The sequence below is a fragment of the Saccharopolyspora indica genome (assembly GCF_027853965.1).
Taxonomy (GTDB): domain Bacteria; phylum Actinomycetota; class Actinomycetes; order Mycobacteriales; family Pseudonocardiaceae; genus Saccharopolyspora; species Saccharopolyspora indica.
Window position 1 is genome coordinate 639448 of sequence record NZ_JAQGLB010000003.1, and the last position, 16926, is coordinate 656373.

Below are 16926 nucleotides of genomic sequence, written 5' to 3' on the forward strand. Positions count from 1 at the left end.
CGGTCTCACCGGGTGGGACGTCAGGACTCGCCCAGGACCAGTCGCAGGATCTCCTCGAACCGCTCGGTGGTCGGCGGCCGGTCCCGGAGCAGGCTCTGCAGGAGCGCTCCGTCCATGAGCCCGACCAGCACCTCGATGCGGACCGGGTCGTCGGTGTAGCGGCGGCCGAACTCCGCGACGGCGTCCATCCAGCGGTGGGTCGGCGGGCGCAGCCGCGGGTCGCGGGCGGCGCGGAGGTACAGCTCGTACTCGGCGAGCAGGTGCGCCGAGCGGGCGACGACCTCGGTCATCAGCTCGGCCAGCGCGCGCAGGCTGTCGGCGCCGCCGTCGGCCCGCTCCGCGAGCACGCGCATCCGCTCGGCGTCCTCGTCCATGCAGCGGGTGAGCGCCTCGGTGAGCAGGTCTTCGATGCCGTTGAAGTAGTAGGCCGCCGCGGTCGCGGGCAGCCCCGCCTCGCGGGAGACCGTCCGGTGGCTGACGCCCGCCACGCCGTCGCGGGCCACGACGCGCAGGGTCGCCTCGATCAGCTCCTGCTTGCGCCGCTCGCCCTTGATCCGGCGGCCGTCGGTGGTCGGCTCGCTCAGCGTGCCACCTCCCCAGTGCATGTCCACGCCGCCCGTACTGTACGCAGAAGCGGTGGCCTGCTCGCGCAGGCCACCGCCGGGCTACGCCGCTACCGGCGACTTCCGCCCGAGCAGCGGGAAGGCCAGCAGCGCCACCAGGAAGGTGAGCCCGCCCGCGCTGGTCGCGATGACGAATCCGCCCTGGACGCCGAAGGCGTCGATCGCCTGGCCCGCTGCCGCCGCCCCGAGCGCGACGCCGATGTTCAGGCCGGTGATCGCCCAGGTCATCCCCTCCGTGAGCTTGCCTGCCGGGACGAACTCCTCGACCATGCCCATGACCACGATCATCGTCGGGGCGAAGAAGATCCCGGCGAAGAACACCGTCACCGACAGCGCCGGGATTCCGCCCACGACCAGCATCGGCAGCGTGGTCAGCGCGGTGCCCGCGGTGAACACCAGGAGCAGTCGCGGCAGCGGAACGGTCAGCCTGCGCATCCCGAAGACCAGCCCGGACAGCCCGGAGCCGAGCGCGTAGACCGCGACCACGATCCCCGCGGCGGCGGGCTGCCCCAGGTGCTCGGCGAAGGCCACGCTGACCACGTCGACGGTGCCGACGATGACGCCGCCCGCCAGCAGCACGAGCACCAGGAGCTTGACCGCGCCGCCCTCGATCGCCGAGCCGCGGGTGACCTCCGCGGCAGGCACCACGACCGGCTCGGTCCGGCGCTGCGCGACGAACAGCAGCACGCCGACGGCCAGCAGCACCGCGGCGACCAGCGGGCCCGCCTCCGGGAACAGCGCGGTGCACAGCGAGACCGACAGCGCGGGGCCGATGACGAAGGTCAGCTCGTCGACCACCGATTCCAGCGAGAACGCGGTGTGCAGCCGCGGCGAGTCGCGGTACAGCTCCGACCACCGGGCCCGCACCATCGCCGCCATGCTCGGCATGAACCCGGCCGGCACGGCGAAGGCGAACAGCGTCCAGACCGGCGCGCCGTAGCGGGCGCAGAGCAGCAGCGCGCCGAGCGAGGCGACGCTGATCCCGGTCACCGGCAGCAGCACCCGGCCCTGTCCGACGCGGTCGACCAGGCGCGACACCTGCGGGGCGATCAGGGCCGTGGACAGCGTGAACGCCGCCGAGACCGCGCCCGCCAGGCCGTAGTCGCCGCGCATCTGGGCGAGCATCGCGATGATGCCGATCCCGGTCATGGGCACGGGTATTCGCGCGACGAGCCCCGCCGCGGCGAAGGCGAGCGAGCCGGGCGCCGAGAACAGCTCGCGGTACGGGTTAGCCATGGTGCGCACCGCTTCCGGCGACGTCCAGCAGCGTGCGAAGCATTCGGGTCTCCCATCAAGAAACTTGAACACTCGTAACAATTGAAACGATCGTTAGAATTGATAGCACGAGCCGGCGCGCGGATCCACCCCGGAATCCGCGCGCGAGACGAGGGAGCGACGAGTGCGACCTTGACCACAGGCAGGTTCGATGCACTCTGCAACTAAGAGTGCAATAATGCACTATGCAATGAATCGTGCAAATGACGTGCGCCGCCGACGTATCGCGCAGATGACTTCGTTCGCCCGCAGGCTGACCGCAGAGCGCGGCCTGTCGGGATTCACCGTCGAAGAGGTCTGCGAGCACGTCGGGATCTCCCGGCGCAGCTTCTTCAACTACTTCACCTCGAAGGACGACGCCGTCCTCGGGGTGCCCGCCCGCAGGGACGACGAGGAGCTCACCGCCTGGTTCACCGGCCGCGGCCGACCGGACGAACCCGGGATCTCGCCGACCCTGCTCGACGACCTGGCCGAGCTGTCGGTGCGCCGCTGGGACAGCTCGGGCATCACCGCCGAGAGCATGAACGACGTCCGCGCGGCGTTCGAACGCGAACCGCGGCTGCTCACCAAGGGTTTCGAGCGGCTGCTGCGCGACGAGCAGTCCGATGTGGAGCTCGTCGAGCAGCGCGAAGGACTGCCCGCCGGGGACCTCCGGGCGGCTGCCGCCGTGCAGCTCGTCCAGGTCCTCGTGCGGGCCAGCGCCTGGGAGTTCCTCGCACCGGAGGACACCGGCACCTACGCGGAGATCCTGGGCCGCCGGCTCGCCGCCGCCCGCGAGCTCCTCGCACCACCCCACGACCCCGAACGGAAATCATGACAACGACCGCTCCCGCCCCGCTGCTGCTGACGCAGCGGCGGATCTGGATCATCTTCAGCGCGCTGATCGCGGGCATGCTGCTGGCGAGCCTGGACCAGACGATCGTCTCGACCGCCATGCCGACGATCGTCGGCGACCTCGGCGGCGTCGAGCACCAGGTGTGGATCACCACCGCCTACCTGCTGGCCACCACCATCGTGATGCCGATCTACGGCAAGTTCGGCGACGTGCTCGGCCGCAGGCGGCTCTTCCTGGTGGCGATCGCGATGTTCACGCTCGCCTCGGTGGGCTGCGCCTTCGCCACCGACTTCTGGACGTTCGTGGTGTTCCGGGCCATGCAGGGCCTCGGCGGCGGCGGGCTGATGATCCTCTCGCAGGCGATCATCGCCGACATCGTCCCGGCCAGCGAGCGCGGCAAGTACCTGGGACCGCTCGGCGGCATCTTCGGCCTGTCGGCCGTCGGCGGGCCGCTGCTCGGCGGGTTCTTCGTCGACCACCTCACCTGGCAGTGGGCGTTCTACATCAACATCCCGATCGGCATCGCCGCGTTCATCATCGCGCTGGTCGCGCTGACCCTGCCGAACAAGAAGGCGACCCAGCCGATCGACGTCCTCGGCGTGGTGTTCCTCTCGGTGGCCACGACCTGCCTCATCTTCTTCACCGACTTCGGCGGTGACAAGGCGCACGGCTGGACCGCGCCGGAGACCTGGGCGTGGGGCGCCGGGCTACTCGCGTCGGCGATCGCGTTCGTGATCACCGAATCCCGCGCCGCGGACCCGATCATCCCGCTGAGCCTGTTCCGCAACCCGATCTTCATCAACGCCACCGCGATCGGCCTCACGCTGGGCCTGGGCATGTTCGCCGCCATCGGCTTCCTGCCGACGTTCCTGCAGATGTCCTCGGGCACCTCGGCGGCCGTCTCCGGTCTGCTGCTGCTGCCGATGATGGTGGGCCTGCTGGGCACCTCGATCGCCTCCGGTGGCCTGATCACCAAGACCGGGCGGTACCGGATCTACCCGATCATCGGCACCGTCATCACCGGCGCCGCCATGGTCATGATGACCACGCTGGCCGCTGACACGCCGATCTGGCTGATCTGCGTCTTCCTGTTCGTCTTCGGCGCGGGCCTCGGCCTGATCATGCAGGTGGTCGTGCTGGTGGTGCAGAACGCGGTCCCCGCCGCCCTGATCGGCACCGCGACCAGCACGAACAACTACTTCCGCGAGGTCGGCGCCGCGCTCGGCGTGGCGGTGTTCGGCACCATCTTCACCACCCGCCTCACCGAGAACCTCACCGAGGTCTTCACCGGAGCGGGCGCCTCGGCGGCCGACGCCTCGACCGCCACCGCCACCCTCGACCCGAAGACCCTCAGCCAGCTGCCCGAACCGGTCCGCGACGGCGTGGTCACGGCCTACGCCGACGCCCTCGCCCCGGTCTTCTGGTACCTGCTGCCGTTCATCGGCATCGCCTTCCTGCTCGCCCTGTTCCTCAAGCAGATCCCGCTCTCCGACGTGGCGGGACTGGTCGACCGCGGCGAAGCGATCGGCGGCGAGGAAGCGGAACGCCTGGAAGCCGAGCAGCGCAAGGGCAAGGAAGAAGGAGTCGCCGCCTCGCGGCACGACACACCCTGACCGACCCCGGGACGTGGCCCGCAGCGGGTCACGTCCCGGGCTGGTCGCCCTCGGGATGGAGGTCGCGCCACGTCACCGAAGCCGGGCGGGAAGTCGTCGTCGAACTCGCACCCCTCCGAGCAGGATCCCCCTCCGGATACGCCTCACCCCGAGTGGCGTCCTGGTAGGAGAGATAACCGAACCCGTCCCGGACGATCGCGTAGCCGTCGTGATCGAAGAAACCAGTTTCGGTGTCCCACAGCGGCCGGTCCCGATTTTGGGATCAGATCAGGATTTGCAAAGGGTTTTCGACGGTTCTGGTGAAGGCGTCGAGCCACTTCGCCGCCAGGGCGCCGTCCGCCGCGCGGTGGTCGACCGACAGGACCACGTCGATCACCTTGGCGGGCACGACGCTTCCGCCGCGGACCACCGGTTCGTCCTGGATCGCTCCGATCGCCAGGATCGCCGCTTGCGGCGGGTTGATGATGGCGTCGAACTCCGCCACGCCGAACATGCCCAGGTTGGAGATCGTGATCGAGCCGCCCCGCAGGTCCTCGGGGCGCAGACCGCCGTTCCTGGCCTTGTCGGCGCATTCGCGCACCTGCCCGGAGATCGCCGAGATCGACAAGTCCTCGACACCGCGCAGCACCGGTGTCACGAGGCCGCCGTCGGTTGCGACCGCCACCGAGATGTCGACGTGGTGGAACCGGCGCACGGCTTCGGGAAGCCACACCGCGTTCATCTCCGGGACCGCCACGTGGGCCTTGGCGACCGCCTTGATCAGCAGGTCGGTGACCGAAACCCGCACGGGGCCGGTCGAATTGACCTGCTCGCGCAGCGCCAGCAGCGCTTCGACCTGGAGACGTGCCCGCAAGTAGAAGTGCGGCGTCGTCTGCTTGCTCTCGGTGAGCCGGGTCGCGATCGCCTTGCGCATCCGGCTGTGCGGGATGTCCTCGTACGCGCCGGAAGTCGTTGCCGGCCGCGGATCCTGCGGTGCGGGGCCCGGTTCCCGGCGGGCGGCGATGGCCGCTTCGACGTCGCGGCGCACGATCCGGCCGCCCGGGCCGGTGCCGGTCAGCTCGGCCAGGTCCAGCCCGGCGTCCTGGGCCTGCCGCCGAGCCAGCGGGCTGGCGAAGATCCGCCCGCCGCGGTCCTCGAGGGACTCGACCGGAGCCGCGGGTTCCGGAACCTCCCGCCGCACCACCGGTTTCGCCTCACCGGGCTGCGCGACCGCGACACCCAGTTCGGCCAGCAGCGCGTCGACGTCCCCGACGCGTTCGCCGTCGGCGCCCAGCACCGCGACCGGCTCTCCGACCGAGACCTCGACGCCCGGTTCGCACAGGGTTTTCAGCAGCACGCCGGCGGCGTCGGCGCTGACCTCGACCTCTGCCTTGTCGGTCTCGATCGAGACGAGCGGGTCACCGGCGGCGAACGCGGCGCCTTCGGCGAGCAGCCAGGTCGACAGCACCACCTCGGTGGTGTCGGCGGCCACCTCGGGCACGCGGAGAAGCTCTGCCATGATGTACCTCCTGAATCGGCTCAGCGGCCGGTGGCGTTCTGGAGACCGTCGACGACCTCAGCGGTCCGCGCGATGGCAGCGCGTTCGAGGACCTTGCTGATGCTCGGCGAGGCTTCCGCGCCGGTGACGCGCTGCACCGGCTGGTCGAGCCAGTCGAAGAAGCGGCGTTGGATCTCGTCGGCCAGCCACGAGCCGTAGGAGGTGCCGATCGGCCCCTGCTCGGCGATGAGCACGTTGTTGGTCTTGCGGATGCTGGCGCCGATGGTGTCCCAGTCGATGCTGGCCCGGTCCAGCCAGCGCAGGTCGATGACCTCCGCGTCGACCTCGCCCAGCTGCTCGACGGCTTCCAGCGCGTAGCCGGTCATCGCCAGGTAGGACAGCACGGTGATGTCCCGGCCGGTGCGGCGGACCGCGGCCTTGCCGACCGGCAGGCAGTAGTCGAAGTCGTCGACCGGGGCCTCGCCGACCGTGCCGTACAGGTCGACGTGCTCGATCACCACCACCGGGTCCTTGCAGCGCAGCGCGCTGTTCATCAGGCCCACGTAGTCGAACGGGGTGGACGGGGCCACGATGCGCCAGCCGGGGGCGGTGGCGAAGATCCCGGCCGGATCCATCGAGTGCTGCGAACCGTAGCCGGTGCCCATGGCGACCTTGCTGCGCAGCACCAGCGGGACGTCGCTGTCGCCGCCGAACATGTGCCGGGCCTTGCCGATCTGGTTGAAGATCTGGTCGGCCGCCACCCACATGAAGTCGGCGTACATCAGCTCCACCACCGGCACGTAGCGCCCGTCCAGGGCGATGCCGCCCGCCAGGCCGGTGAAGGCGTTCTCGCTGATCGGGGTGCCGAGCACGCGGTCGGGGTGGGCTTCGGCCAGGCCGCGGGTGGCACCGTTGGTGCCGCCCTTGAGGCGGTGCACGTCCTCGCCGAGCACCACCACCGACGGGTCGGCGTCCATCCGGCGGCGCATCACCTCCGCGACCACGTCGATGAACTTGCGCTGGGCGGTGGCGCCGGTGAAGGTGTCGCGGTCGGCGGTGCGGGCGCCGGTGAACTCGCCGAGGTCGCCGCGCACCCCGACGTCGCGGAACGCCGGGTCGGGCCACTCCTCCGGTTTGATTCGCCGCTGGCCGGGCTTGCCGTCCGGGTCGGATTCGAGGATCTCGTCGCCGATGTCGGCCATCAGCCGCTTGGCCCGCTCGGTGCAGGCTTCGACGTCCTGCGAGCTGAGGATGCGCCGCGCGACCAACTGCTCGGCGAGCCGGGCCAGCGGGTCGCGCTCCCGCCACTCCTGCTCCTCGGCCTTGCTGCGGTAGCCGAACGCGCTGCCCGGGAACGGTCCGTTCTGGTGGAAGTAGCGGTAGACCTCGGCTTCGACGATGGTGGGGCCGGCACCGGCGCGCATGTGCGCCACGGCTTCGGTCATGGCCAGGTGCACGGCCAGCGGATCCATGCCGTCGACCCGCCAGCTGGGGACGTTGAAGCCGAGGCCGCGCGCCGACAGCCGGGGCTCGGCGGTCACCTCGTCGACGTGGGTGGACACCGCGTACCGGTTGTTCTCGATGAAGAAGCACACCGGCAGCCGCCACGCGGCGGCGAGGTTCAGCGTCTCCAGCACCGATCCGATGTTGACCGCGCCGTCGCCGAAGTAGGTCACCGACACCGCGTCGGTGCCTGCTTGCTTGGCCGACCACGCGAACCCGGCGGCCTGCGGGACACCGCCGCCGACGATGGCGTTGGTGCCCATCGCCCCGGCTTCCTTCCACTGCAGGTGCATGGAGCCACCGCGGCCGCGGCAGAAACCGCGGGACAGCCCGCAGATCTCGGCCAAGCTGCGGGACAGGACCTCGCGGACCGCCGGAGCGACGGGCCGCTGCGGATCGATGCCGTCCGGGGCGACGTGGCCGAGGGCCTTGGCGAGGAACTGGTGGTGGCCGCGGTGCGAGCCGTTGACGAAGTCCTGGCTGGTCAGCGGCAGGATCGAACCGACGGCCCCGCCCTCCTGCCCGATGCTGGAGTGCGCCGGGCCGTGGATCAGGCCCTGCCCGGCGAGTTCGAGGACGCGCTCCTCGAAGGTCCGGATCAGCAGGGTCTGGGCGAACATCGACCGCAGCAGCTGCGGGTCGGCGGCCTGCCAGTCCGCCTTGGTGGTGGTCACCTCGATCCACGGTGACGACGCGGTCAGCTTGCGGTGTGTGGGCATGGTGCTCTCCTGCTGCGCCCCGGCTCGGCCGGGTGTCCTCCAGGGGGTGGGTGCGCCGGCCGCAGCCGTGGAAGCCGGCGCGGCGGGCGGAAGATGGATCCAACAGTGGCATCGATTGGATCCATTTTCAAGTTCACGCCCACCTGAAACTTCGCAGAATTGGCCGCAGGGCACGTATTGACACGCCGCTGGCGCTATCTCAGACTTGTCGCAACTTCGCCATTGGATCCAATGGTGATCGCTCCAGCGGTGGAGGTGATCAGCGCGATGTCCGGATCGCGTGGGCTGCCCGGCCTGACCGGCGTCGAGCACGTGGGATTCACGGTGCCCGACCTGGACGAGGCCACCAGGTTCTTCGTGGAGGTGATCGGCTGCGAGCTGGTGTACTCGCTGGGCCCGTTCCGATCCGACGGCGACTGGATGGCCGAGCACCTGGCCGTGCACCCCCGCGCGGTGATGCGGGAACTGCGGTTCTTCCGGTGCGCCAACGGGCCGAACTTCGAGATCTTCGAGTTCGACGCGCCCGGCCAGCGCACCGCCCAACCCCGCAACAGCGACGTCGGCGGGCACCACCTGGCCTTCTACGTCACCGATCTCGACGCCGCCGTCGCGCACCTGCGCCACCACGGCGTCCGCGTGCTCGGCGAGCCCACGGCCAGCTCCGGCCCGAGCTCCGGGCAGCGCTGGGCGTACTTCCTGACGCCGTGGGGGATGCAGCTGGAACTGGTGTCCTTCCCGGACGGCAAGGCGTACGAGGAAGGCGCACCGGTCCGGCTGTGGCAACCTCAGCAGGACAGCGCAGGCTAGTGCGAAGAGGAGAGATCGTGTCCGAGAAGGCAGCGGCGTCGGGAGTGGCCAGCCAGCGGGTCGCCGAACACCTGCGGAACATGATCCTCAGCGGGGAACTGGCGCCCGGCGCCCGGATCCGGCAGGAGGACGTGGCCGCCCGGCTCGGCGCCAGCCGGTTGCCGGTCCGCGAGGCGCTGCGGATCCTGGCCGCCGAAGGTCTCGCGGTGCTCAAGTCCAACACCGGCGCTTGGGTGTCCAAGTTGGACCTCAACGAGTGCGAGGGGATCTACAAGATCCGGGAGCGGGTCGAACCGCTCGCGCTCGCCGAGAGCATCCCGAACCTCGCACCCGAGGACATCGCCCGCATCGAGCGGTTGCAGGCCGAGATCGAGGACAACACCGACGTCGACCGGTTCCTCAGACTGGACCGCGAGCTGCACCTGGCCACCTACGCCGGATGCCACAACCGGGAGCTCACCTCGATGGTGCACCGCTTCTGGAACACCACCCAGCACTACCGGCGGGCCTACGCCCGGGTCATCGATTCGGCCGGGCAGCAGCTCATCAACTTCGAGCACCGGCTCATCATCGAAGCGGTCAAGCGCGCCGACGCCGTCGACGCCGAGCGCTTCCTCACCGGCCACATCCGGCGCACCCGCCTGGAGCTGGCCAAGCATCCCGAACTCTTCGCCGAGGACGAACATGACTGACTTCCAAGGGAAAACGCTGCTGCTGTCCGGAGCGGGCGGTTCGATCGCCCGCGAGGTCGCCCAGCAGTTCTTCACCGCGGGCGCGAACCTGGTGCTCGGCGACCTCGACGGGGCGGCCCTCGACGAGTTCGCGCAGACCCTGGACCCGGCAGGTGCCCGCACCGCCACCTTCGTGCTGGATGCGGCCTCCTCGGCCAGCAACGACGAGTTCGCGCAGCTCGCGGTCGAGCGCTTCGGCGGCATCGACCACCTGGTGCCCGCCGCCGGGATCTACCCCGAGCAAGCCGTCGCCGAGATGACCGACGAGCAGTGGCACCGCGTCGTGTCGATCAACCTCGACGGGGTGTTCTTCCTGGTCCGCGCGGCGCTGCCGCACCTGAACCGAGGCGGCTCGATCGTGCCCATCGCCTCGGTCGCCGGGCACCGCGGCAGCGCCCGGCACGCCCACTACGCCGCCACCAAGGGCGCGCTGCTGTCCTTCTCCCGCAGCCTGGCCTGGGAGCTGGGCGACCACGCGCGGATCAACGTGGTCTCACCCGGGATCATCAGAACGCCGATGACCGACGACCTCGTCGCCGCCAAGGGCGCTGATCTGCTCTCGGCCACGCCGATGGGGCGGCTCGGCGACCCCGGCGAGGTCGCCTCCGTGGTGTCCTTCCTCTGCAGCTCCGCGGCCGCTTTCGTGCAAGGCGAGGTCATCCACGTCAACGGCGGCCTGCACATGGCCTGATCCGGCAATCCGCGAGCAGCACCGCGCTCACCGGAGCGCGGTGCCGCCCCACCGCGCGCGAGAACAGTTCTCCCTTCATTCACAACGAGGTGACCGACCATGTCGAAGAGCACTGCACCGACCGCGGCGGCCGATCCGAGAGCTCGTCGCAAGCTCATGGCCGCCGGACTGATCGCCAGTTCGATCGAGTGGTACGACTTCTTCATCTACGCCACCGCGGCGGCGCTGGTGTTCGGCACGCTGTTCTTCCCCGGCGCTTCACCGCTGGTGGGCGTGCTGCTGTCCTTCGCGACGTTCTGGGCCGGGTTCGTCGCCCGACCCATCGGCGGGCTGATCTTCGGCCACCTGGGCGACAAGGTGGGCCGCAAGCGCGCCGTCGTCATCTGCCTGGTGCTGATGGGCTCGGCGACCTTCCTGATCGGCCTGCTGCCCACCGCCGCCACCATCGGCGTGCTGGCCCCGATCGCGCTGGTGGTGCTGCGCTTCGTCCAAGGCATCGCGGTCGGTGGCCAGTGGGGCGGGATCGTGCTGCTGCTGACGGAGAACGCCGACCCCAAGCGCCGCGGCTTCGCAGGCACCTTCGGGCAGATGGGCGTGCCGCTGGGGGTGATCCTCGGCAACGTGGTGTTCCTGGCGGTCACCGCCGCCACCAGCCCCGAGGCGTTCACCTCGTGGGGCTGGCGGGTTCCGTTCCTGGCCAGCGCGGTGCTGGCGCCGGTGGTGCTCTACATCCAGCTCAAGGTCGAGGACGGTCCCGTCTACCGGCAGCTCGAGGAGCAGCGCAAGGCCAACGCGGATGCGGTCCCGCAGGCACCGCTGTCGGAGGTGCTGCGCAACCACAAGCGGCCCGTCCTGCTGGGCACCGGCCTGCTCTTCGCCACCAACGCCATCTTCTACGCCTGCATCTCGGGTCTGCTGGACTACGCGACCCGGACCCTCGGGATCGCGCGAACGCCGCTGCTGCTGGTGTCGCTGGTGGCGACCGGGGTGATGGTGTTCGCGATCCTGATCGGCGGTGCGCTGTCGGACCGGTTCGGCCGCCGGCCGCTGATCCTGGCCGGTTCCGGGTTGATCGTGCTCTGGGCGTTCCCGCTGTTCTGGATGGTGGACACCGCTTCGCTGCCGCTGATCGCGATCGCCACCACGGTGGGCCTGATCGGTTCCGCGCTGACCTACGGTCCGCTGGCCGCCTACCTCGCGGAGCTGTTCGCGCCGCAGATCCGCTACTCCGGTGCGTCGCTGGCCTACCAGCTGGGGGCGATCCTGGTCAGCGGCGGGACCCCGTTCCTGATGACGACGCTGCTCGCCGCCACCGGCACCTCCGCCTCGGTTTCGCTGTTCCTGGTCGCGATGGGCCTGGTGACGTTCGTGTCCGCCTGGCTGCTGCACGAAACCGCGGGCGAGAAGCTCGATGCGCGGCCCGAGCCTGCCGAGGTCGACGCGAGGCGTTGACCGGCTGCTTCTCCGACGGCCGCGCCCGCTGCTGGATCAGCCGTTCCGGGTCGCGAAGAGGAAGGCCGGGGGTTCGCCGCCTCCGTGGCATTCGACCGCTGCTCCGCTGACGTAGGAGGCCAGGCCGGAGGCCAGGAAGAGGGCGACGTGGGCGATCTCCTCCGGGCGGGCCATGCGGCCCAGCGGGATCGTGCGCTCGATGGCTTCGACGCCTTCGTCGCCGCCGTAGTGGTCTCCGGTCAGCTCCGTTCGGCACAGGCCCACGTTGATCGCGTTCACGCGGACCTTCGGGGCCCATTCCACCGCCAGGGAACGGGTCAGCGAGTCCAGGCCCGCTTTCGCCGCGCCATAAGCCGCTGTGCCCGGTGAGGGGCGGAGGGCGCTGACGGAGGAGATGTTCACGATCGAGCCGCCGGTTTCCTGCTGCTGCATCGCGGCGTTGGCGGCTTGGGCGACCAGCAGCGGTCCGGCGAGGTTGAGACCCAGGATCTTGTCGTGGAAGCGCGGAGAGGCATCGGCCGCCAGCGCGTACGGCGCTCCCCCAGCGTTGTTCACCGCCACGTCGAGGCGGCCGTACTGCGCGAGCAGCCCGTCCATCATCGTGCGGACCGACTCCGCGTCCCGCACGTCGCAGCGCAGGTGCGAGGTTCCCGGCGCTGGATCGTCCACTTCGGACCGGGCGCAGGTGACCACCTCGGCGCCTGCCGCCGCGAACGCCGCGGCGATGGCGCGGCCGATGCCCTTGGAGCCCCCGGTGACCAGGACGACCCGGCCCGCCATGTCCAGTTGAACCGCCATGCGCTCCTCCGTGGTCGAGAACCCGACGCCAGCCTACCAAGCAATCGCTTGGCCAAGAACCGCTCAGCCGAAGTCGACTCCGCCGCCGGTGAGGACGGGCCGCTGCCCGACCTCGGCGGCGAAGGCGATCGCGCCGGTTCCCCAGCAGCTCACCGACAGCTGATCGCCCGGGAAGACCGGGCCGGCGAAGCGGGCCTCCAGCCTGCGCAGGTCGGCCGGGTCGGCGTCGTACCGCTGGGCCACCGCCAGGGTCGTCGCGGCCAGCGTGCAGAGGCCGTGCAGGAAGGGTTTCGGTTGCCCGGCTGCTCGGGCCGCTGCCGGATCGACGTGCATGTGGTGGCGATCGCCCATCAGCCGGTACAGCGCCGCCTGGTTCGGGGCGGTGGCGACCGCCAGGCGGTGCTCCGGCGCGGCCTGCGGCCGCTTCGGGCTCGTGGGGCCGCGCTGGCCGCCGAACCCGCCGCAGCCCGGGGCGAACAGCGTCCAGGTGGCCACGAAGAAGTCGCTCTCCACCGCCACTTCGAACAGCGCGGCCGAGCCCTTGTCCCACACCTCCGCCACGGCCGCCGTCATCGTCAGGGAGCCTGATCTGGGCAGCGGGCGCAGCACTTCGAGCCGCTGGGCGCCGTGCACCGCGGTGCTGGTGTCGAACGCGCCCCTGGAACCCAGCTCGTCCGGCGCCCACTGGGCGAGGGTCAGCGCGAACGTCGGCAGGACCCGCAGCCGCTCCTCGAAGACCAGGTCCAGGTCCTGCGCGGTGGCGCCCACCGCCAGCGCGTAGAGGATCGCGTCGCGCTCGGTGTAGTCGACGGTGCGGCTGCCCAGCCCGACTCCCCGCCAGCTCGCCGCCGTCACCTCGGCGCTCCCAGCACCAGGCCGCTGGTCGGCACGCCGGTGCCCGCCGTGACCACCACGTTGCGCACCTCCGGCGGCTGGTTGACCGAGGTTCCGCGCACCAGCCGGACCGCTTCGGCGATGCCGTTCATCCCGTGCAGGTACGCCTCGCCGAGCTGGCCGCCGTGGGTGTTGGCGGGCAGCAGGCCGTCCAGTTCGAGCTGGCCGTCGCGGATGAAGTCCTTGGCCTCGCCGCGGGCGCAGAACCCCAGCTCCTCCAGCTGCGGCAGGACCAGCGGGGTGAAGTGGTCGTAGAGGATCGCGGCCTGGACATCGCCGGGGCTCAGCCCGCTCTGGGCCCACAGCTGCTCGCCGACCAGCCCCATCTCGGGGATGCCGGAGATCGCCGGGCGGTAGTAGCTGGTCATCATGTGCTGGTCGGCGCCCGAGCCCTGCGCCGCCGCGAGCACCTCCACCGGCAGGTGCGGCAGGTCGCGGGCGCGCTCCGCCGAGACCAGCACCAGCGCCTGCCCGCCGTCGGTCTCCTGGCAGCAGTCCAGCAGGTGCAGCGGCTCGGCGATCCAGCGCGATTCCTGGTGCTCGGCCAGGGTGATCGGGCGCTGGTGGAACCAGGCCCGCGGGTTGGTGGCGGCGTGCTTGCGGTCCAGCACCGCTACCCTGCCGAAGTCCTCCGAGGTGGCACCGAAGTCGTGCATGTAGCGGCGGGCGAACACGGCCACCCACTGCGCGGGGGTGTTCAGGCCGAACGGCGTCATCCACGAGTAGGCGGCGCGGTCGGCGCTGAGGTCGACCGGCCGGTCGGCCTGGCCGAGCCCGTAGCGCTCGCCCGACCGCTCGTTGAACGCGCGCCAGCAGACCACGACCGAGGCCAGCCCGGCGGCGATGGCCGCCGCGGCGTGCGCCACCGTGCCGCACGCCGCCCCGCCGCCGTAACCGACGCGGGAGAAGTAGGTGAGGTCGCCGATCCCCGCGTTGCGGGCGACGTGGATGTCGGAGCTGGACTCCGCGGTGTAGGTGACCATTCCGTCCACATCGGATGGTTCGAGCCCGGCGTCGGCCACCGCGGCCAGCACCGCCTCGACGGCCAGCCGCAGTTCGCTGCGGCCGGAGCGCTTGGAGAACTCGGTCGCGCCGATGCCGGCGATGGCCACCGAGCGGGACAGCGTCATGCGGGCTCCTCCTGGGCGGGAAGGTGGACGTCGACCGTGCCGGTGACGTGCGCACCGCGGCTGTTCTCGCCGGTGACCGCGATCCGGACGCACCCGCTCTCGGCGTCCTTGCCGGTCACCTCGCCGGTCAGGACCATGGTGTCGCCGGGGTGGTTGGGGGCGCCGAGCCGGATGCGGATGGCCTTGACCACCGAGGCCGGGCCCGCCCACGAGGTGACGAACCGGTCCACGAGGCCGTTGGTGGTCAGGATGTTCATGAACACGTCCGCCGAGCCGCGCTCGACCGCCAGCGCCGGGTCGTGGTGCACGTCCTGGTAGTCCCGGCTCGCGATGGCGGTGGCCACGATCAGCGTCCGGGTCAGCGGGATTTCCAGCCGCGGCAGGAGATCGCCGATGCCCACCTCGTCGAACGCGGTCACCGGGCCACCTCCGCGACGGCCAGGCACTCGCCCAGGTCGGCGAGGGCTGCGGCGGCGCCGCCGAAGGTGCCCGCGATCTGCTTGCCCCACAAGAAGTACCGGTGCGCCGGGTAGTCGACGTCGACGCCGATGCCGCCGTGCACGTGCTGGGTACGGTGCACGACGTCCAGGCCGGCCTGGTCGGCCCACCACTTGGCCACCAGCACCGCGCGGTCGGCGTCGGGCGCGTCGTCGGCGAGCGAGGTGATCGCCTGCCACAGCGTCACCTCCACGGCCTCGACGTCGATGTAGCAGTCGGCGAGCTGGTGCTGAACCGCTTGGAAGGTGGCCAGCGGTCGGCCGAACTGGTGCCGCTCACCGAGGTATCCGGCCGCGAGCGCCAAAGCGCCTTTGACGACGCCGGTTTGGATCGCCGACAGAGCGACGGTCGCGCGGCGCAGAGTCCGGCGGAACGCTTCGACGCCTCCGATCGGGCGTGCGGGCGCGCGGTCGAGGTGGAGATGTGCGCTGAGGTCTCTGGCCGTGGTCTCGGCGGGTTCCCAGCGCAGCCCGTCGGACTCCACCAGGAAGAGCCCGGGGCCGTCGTCCGAGGTCGCGGACACGAGCACCGCGGTCGCGCCCTGCGGTGCCGGAACGGCGGCCTTGGTGCCCGAGAGCCGCCAGGAACCGTGCTCCAGCGTCGCGGTGCAGGTGGGCGCACTCGGCTCGGCCGGTGCGAATTCCTCCAGCGCCAAGGTGATCCGCCCATCGGTGAGGACGCCGTGCTCGGCGAGGGTCAGCGCTGCCACGCCTGCCGACCACAGCGGAACGGGTGCGACGGCGCGGCCCTGCTCTTCCAGCAGCACGCACAGGCCCGCGAGGCCGAGTCCCGCTCCGCCGTGCTCCTCGGGCAGCGCGATGTCCACCAGCCCCGCCTTGGCCAGCTCCGCCCAGAGGCGCTCGTCCGCTCTCGTCGGCGAGGCCTCCACCTCCCGGATCCGGTCGGTGGTGGCCTGGTCGGTGAAGATGTCGCGGGCCAAATCCCGGACCGCGGCCAGCTCCTCGCCGAGGTGGAAGTCCATTCGGTGTTCTCCTTCAGCTCTCCGGGCGGAACACCGGCAGCACCAGCTCCGGGTCCGCTTCCAGCCACTCCAGCCGGACCGGCATGCCGATGACGACCTCGTCCGGGGCGACGCCCACCAGGTTGGTGATCAACCGGGTGCCCTCGGCGAGCTCGACCAGCGCGATCAGCAGCGGGTAGTCGAACGCCGGGTGCGGCGGGTGGTGGGCGACCACGTAGCTGTGGACGGTGGCGCGGCCCGCCGCCTCCACGGTGTCCCACTCGAAGGACCGGCAGTGCGGGCAGCACGGCCCGGGCGGGTGGCGCAGCGCCTCGCAGGACGAGCACCGCTGGATGACCAGCCGTTTCTCCATGGCTGCTTCGAACCAGAACGCGTTGTCCTGGTTCACCGCCGGTCGCGGGCGCAGCGCCCGCTCCTCCGCAGGCCGGAACCGCAGCGTGCGCCACTTCTGGACCGCGACGACGGCGCCGCTGGCGTCCCGGTAGGTGCGCACCGTGGTCACGAACCGCCCCGGCCCGAGGCCGGTGCGCTTCTCCGCCGAGATCGACTCCACGACCTCCTCGGTGCTGACCTCGTCCCCGGGCACCAGCTCTCGGACGAACTCGAACTCCGAATCGGTGGCCACCACCGAGGTGTAACCGCCCTCGGCCAGCAGCTCCACGAGCTCGTCGAAGGCCGTGCGGGCGCTCGGTGCGGTGCTGGCGGCGTAGCCCCGCATCGTCCACGCCTGCATCATCGACGCCGGGGCGACGATGCCCTCGCGGCCCGTGGCGCGCGCGGCGTCGGCCGAGAGGTAGACCGGGTTGGGATCGCCCATCGCCTCGACCCAGTGGCGGATCATCGGCACGTTGACCGGATCCTGCCCCGCCCTGGCCGGGACCAGCACACGCCCGACGTA

General features: G+C 71.0%; 16 protein-coding genes. 6 read left to right on the forward strand and 10 right to left on the reverse strand.

The genetic code is table 11. The features are described 5' to 3' along the window. Positions 1–20: 20 nt before the first annotated feature. Positions 21–605, reverse strand: a complete 585-nt coding sequence (locus OU416_RS10385; RefSeq protein ID WP_270926719.1) for a TetR/AcrR family transcriptional regulator — start codon at positions 603–605, stop codon at positions 21–23. A 60-nt stretch (positions 606–665) separates the two neighbouring features. Further along, positions 666–1859 (reverse strand): MFS transporter, encoded by a 1194-nt coding sequence (locus tag OU416_RS10390; protein ID WP_270926664.1) that lies wholly within the window; start codon positions 1857–1859, stop codon positions 666–668. Positions 1860–2130: 271 nt separating this feature from the next. Here OU416_RS10390 and OU416_RS10395 point away from each other — a divergent pair, with 271 nt between their 5' ends. Further along, positions 2131–2715 (forward strand): TetR/AcrR family transcriptional regulator, encoded by a 585-nt coding sequence (locus OU416_RS10395; RefSeq protein ID WP_270926665.1) that lies wholly within the window; start codon positions 2131–2133, stop codon positions 2713–2715. Next, positions 2712–4346, forward strand: a complete 1635-nt coding sequence (locus OU416_RS10400; protein WP_270926666.1) for an MDR family MFS transporter — start codon at positions 2712–2714, stop codon at positions 4344–4346. Before OU416_RS10395 ends, OU416_RS10400 begins: the two co-directional genes overlap by 4 nt. 262 nt (positions 4347–4608) lie before the next feature. On the opposite strand, the gene OU416_RS10405 is transcribed toward OU416_RS10400, so the two are convergent. After that, positions 4609–5844, reverse strand: coding sequence for a dihydrolipoamide acetyltransferase family protein (locus OU416_RS10405; protein WP_270926667.1), 1236 nt, complete (start codon positions 5842–5844; stop codon positions 4609–4611). A gap of 20 nt (positions 5845–5864) precedes the next feature. Then, the gene (locus tag OU416_RS10410) at positions 5865–8045 is read right to left on the reverse strand and encodes an alpha-ketoacid dehydrogenase subunit alpha/beta (protein ID WP_270926668.1); all 2181 of its coding nucleotides are present in this window, start codon (positions 8043–8045) and stop codon (positions 5865–5867) included. A gap of 267 nt (positions 8046–8312) precedes the next feature. Here OU416_RS10410 and OU416_RS10415 point away from each other — a divergent pair, with 267 nt between their 5' ends. The 4 genes from OU416_RS10415 to OU416_RS10430 all read left to right on the forward strand — a co-directional run bounded on the left by OU416_RS10415 (position 8313) and on the right by OU416_RS10430 (position 11726). Continuing rightward, entirely contained in the window at positions 8313–8852 is a 540-nt protein-coding gene (locus OU416_RS10415) for a VOC family protein (RefSeq protein WP_270926669.1), read from the forward strand. 17 nt (positions 8853–8869) lie between these two features. Then, on the forward strand, positions 8870–9544 hold the full coding sequence (locus tag OU416_RS10420; protein WP_270926670.1) for a GntR family transcriptional regulator: 675 nt from the start codon (positions 8870–8872) through the stop codon (positions 9542–9544). Further along, positions 9537–10274 carry an SDR family NAD(P)-dependent oxidoreductase gene (locus tag OU416_RS10425; RefSeq protein WP_270926671.1) on the forward strand — a complete coding sequence of 246 codons (738 nt, stop codon included), beginning with the start codon at positions 9537–9539 and terminating at the stop codon, positions 10272–10274. The genes OU416_RS10420 and OU416_RS10425 overlap by 8 nt, the downstream gene beginning before the upstream one ends. Before the next feature lie 99 nt (positions 10275–10373). Continuing rightward, the gene (locus tag OU416_RS10430) at positions 10374–11726 is read left to right on the forward strand and encodes an MFS transporter (RefSeq protein WP_270926672.1); all 1353 of its coding nucleotides are present in this window, start codon (positions 10374–10376) and stop codon (positions 11724–11726) included. A 36-nt stretch (positions 11727–11762) separates the two neighbouring features. On the opposite strand, the gene OU416_RS10435 is transcribed toward OU416_RS10430, so the two are convergent. The 6 genes from OU416_RS10435 to OU416_RS10460 form a co-directional block, all read right to left on the reverse strand. Continuing rightward, a complete protein-coding gene (locus OU416_RS10435) occupies positions 11763–12524 on the reverse strand; it encodes an SDR family oxidoreductase (protein ID WP_270926673.1) in 762 nt (253 codons plus the stop codon). Positions 12525–12587: 63 nt separating this feature from the next. Beyond that, entirely contained in the window at positions 12588–13379 is a 792-nt protein-coding gene (locus tag OU416_RS10440; protein ID WP_270926674.1) for a MaoC/PaaZ C-terminal domain-containing protein, read from the reverse strand. Then, positions 13376–14548 (reverse strand): lipid-transfer protein, encoded by a 1173-nt coding sequence (locus OU416_RS10445; RefSeq protein ID WP_270926675.1) that lies wholly within the window; start codon positions 14546–14548, stop codon positions 13376–13378. Before OU416_RS10445 ends, OU416_RS10440 begins: the two co-directional genes overlap by 4 nt. After that, positions 14545–14967, reverse strand: a complete 423-nt coding sequence (locus OU416_RS10450; protein WP_270926676.1) for a MaoC family dehydratase — start codon at positions 14965–14967, stop codon at positions 14545–14547. The genes OU416_RS10445 and OU416_RS10450 overlap by 4 nt, the downstream gene beginning before the upstream one ends. Further along, positions 14964–16028, reverse strand: coding sequence for an acyl-CoA dehydrogenase family protein (locus OU416_RS10455; protein ID WP_270926677.1), 1065 nt, complete (start codon positions 16026–16028; stop codon positions 14964–14966). The genes OU416_RS10450 and OU416_RS10455 overlap by 4 nt, the downstream gene beginning before the upstream one ends. Before the next feature lie 13 nt (positions 16029–16041). Then, positions 16042–16914: a bifunctional MaoC family dehydratase N-terminal/OB-fold nucleic acid binding domain-containing protein gene (locus OU416_RS10460; RefSeq protein WP_270926678.1), complete on the reverse strand. Its 873-nt coding sequence runs from the start codon at positions 16912–16914 to the stop codon at positions 16042–16044. Positions 16915–16926 lie beyond the last annotated feature (12 nt).